The sequence below is a fragment of the Bradyrhizobium sp. P2_E8 genome (assembly GCF_056403875.1).
Genome location: NZ_JBFUES010001129.1, coordinates 1 through 2,225, shown reverse-complemented (window position 1 = coordinate 2,225; position 2,225 = coordinate 1). Strand labels below are relative to the sequence as shown.

2 protein-coding genes are annotated in these 2,225 nt (G+C 65.7%); both read right to left on the bottom strand.

The window, feature by feature from the left end; translation table 11 throughout:
• Positions 1–81: 81 nt before the first annotated feature.
• Positions 82–1,296, bottom strand: a complete 1,215-nt coding sequence (gene kynU / locus AC1D00_RS37605; RefSeq protein WP_477014151.1) for a kynureninase — start codon at positions 1,294–1,296, stop codon at positions 82–84.
• A gap of 2 nt (positions 1,297–1,298) precedes the next feature.
• Positions 1,299–2,138 carry a tryptophan 2,3-dioxygenase gene (gene kynA / locus AC1D00_RS37600; RefSeq protein WP_477014150.1) on the bottom strand — a complete coding sequence of 280 codons (840 nt, stop codon included), beginning with the start codon at positions 2,136–2,138 and terminating at the stop codon, positions 1,299–1,301.
• Between the last annotated feature and the right edge of the window lie 87 nt (positions 2,139–2,225).

Below are 2,225 nucleotides of genomic sequence, written 5' to 3'. Positions count from 1 at the left end.
AAGCAATCCAGAGTCTTTCCACGGACACAGTCTGGATTGCTTCGCTTCGCTCGCAATGACGCTTGGGGCGACGTTCGGTGCTCACGTCACCGCATTCACGACCTGATATTCCGGCCGCCGCCACACCTCGCCTGCGATCACCTCCTCGATGATCTCGGCCGCCCTCATCAGTTCAGCCTCGCCGATATACAGCGGCGTGATTCCGAAGCGCATGATGTCGGGGGCGCGGAAATCGCCGATGACGCCGCGGGCGATCAGGGCCTGCATGGCGGCGTAGCCGCCATCGAAGGCGAAGGAAACTTGCGAGCCGCGGCGCTCATGCGCACGCGGGGTCACCAGCTTCAAGGACGGGCAGCGGCGCTCGACTTCGGCGACCAGGAGATCGCCGAGCGCCAGCGAGCGCGCGCGGACTTCGGCGATATCGACGCGGTCCCAGATGTCGAGCGAAGCCTCCAGCGCCGCCATCGCCAACACCGGCGGGGTACCGACGCGCATGCGCTCGATGCCGCCGGCCGCGACATAGGCGAGCTCAAACGCAAACGGCTTTGCGTGGCCCATCCAGCCCGACAGCGCGGCGCGCGCGGTGTCGGCGTGGCGCGGCGCGACGTAGAGGAAGGCCGGCGCGCCGGGACCGGCGTTGATGTATTTGTAGGTGCATCCCGCGGCGAAATCGGCACCTGAGCCGGCGAGATCGACCGGCAGCGCGCCGGCCGAATGGGCGAGATCCCAGACCGTGACGATGCCGAGCGCATGAGCTTTCGCCGTCAGCTTCGCCATGTCGTGGCGGCGGCCGGTGCGGTAATCGACCTCGGTGATGTAGAGGACCGCGATCTCCTCCGACAACGCAGCCTCGATCTCCTCCGGCGCGACCAGGCGCAATTGATGCCCGCGCCCGAGCGTCGCGATCAAGCCTTCGGCCATGTAGAGGTCGGTCGGGAAATTGCCGCTGTCTGACAGGACGACCTTGCGCGATGCGTTCATGTCGAGCGCAGCGGCGAGCGCCTGGTAGACCTTCAGCGACAGCGTGTCTCCGACCATCACCGAGCCTGCTTCCGCGCCGATCAGCCGGGCGATGCGATCGCCGACATGGCGCGGCTGGGCATACCAGCCCGCGCTGTTCCAGGCGCGGATCAGCTCGTTGCCCCACTCGGTGGTGATGACGCGGTTGACGCGCTCGGCAACGCCCAGCGGCAGCGCGCCGAGTGAATTGCCGTCGAGGTAGATCACGCCGTCAGGCAGATGGAACAGCGCCCTGGTGTCGTCATAGACGCGAAGCTTCGACTTGGTCATGGACATCTCTAGAGAATGGTGCGGACGCGCCAGAGTTCGGGGAACAGCTCGATCTCCAGCATGCGCTTGAGATAGCTGACGCCGCCGGTTCCGCCGGTGCCGCGCTTGAAGCCGATGACCCGCTCGACCGTCGTCACGTGGTTGAAGCGCCAGCGCCGGAAATAGTCCTCGAAATCGACCAGCTTCTCGGCAAGCTCGTAGAGCATCCAGTGCGTCTCCGGCGCCTGGTAGACGATACGCCAGGCCTGCAGCACGCCCTCGTTGAAGCTGTGGGTCTCGCGGACATCGCGCGATAGCACCGCGGCCGGCATCTTCAGCCCGTTGCGGTCGGCGAGACGCAGCACCTCGTCATAGAGGCTCGGCGTCGCGAGCTCGGCTTCGAGCAGCTTCGTCGTCTCGACATCGTGCGCGTGCGGCTTCAGCATGGCGTGGTTGCGGTTGCCGAGCAGATATTCGATCAGCCGGTACTGGCGTGACTGGAAGCCGGAGGACTGCCCGAGCTGCGAGCGAAAGCGGGTATATTCGCTCGGCGTCATCGTGCGCAGCACGTCCCAGGCGTTGTTGAGCTGCTCGAAGATGCGCGACATCCGCGCCAGCATCTTCATCGCGGGCTGCACCTCGTCGCGGCCGATGGCACGGCGCGCGGCGCTGAGCTCGTGGATGGCGAGCCGCATCCACAGCTCGGTGGTCTGATGCTGGATGATGAACAGCATCTCGTCATGCGCCTCCGACAGCGGATGCTGCGCGCCGAGGATCGAATCCAGCGCCAGATAATCGCCATAGGACATGCGCCGGGCGAAATCGGTCTCGGCGCCTTCGCTTGAAGGATCGTAATCGCTGGACGTCATGGCTGGCCCTCTCGATCGATCATTGCCGGCCTGCTCAATCGAGGCCGATCAGGCGCGCGGTGATCTGCGACGACGGATCCTTGAGCC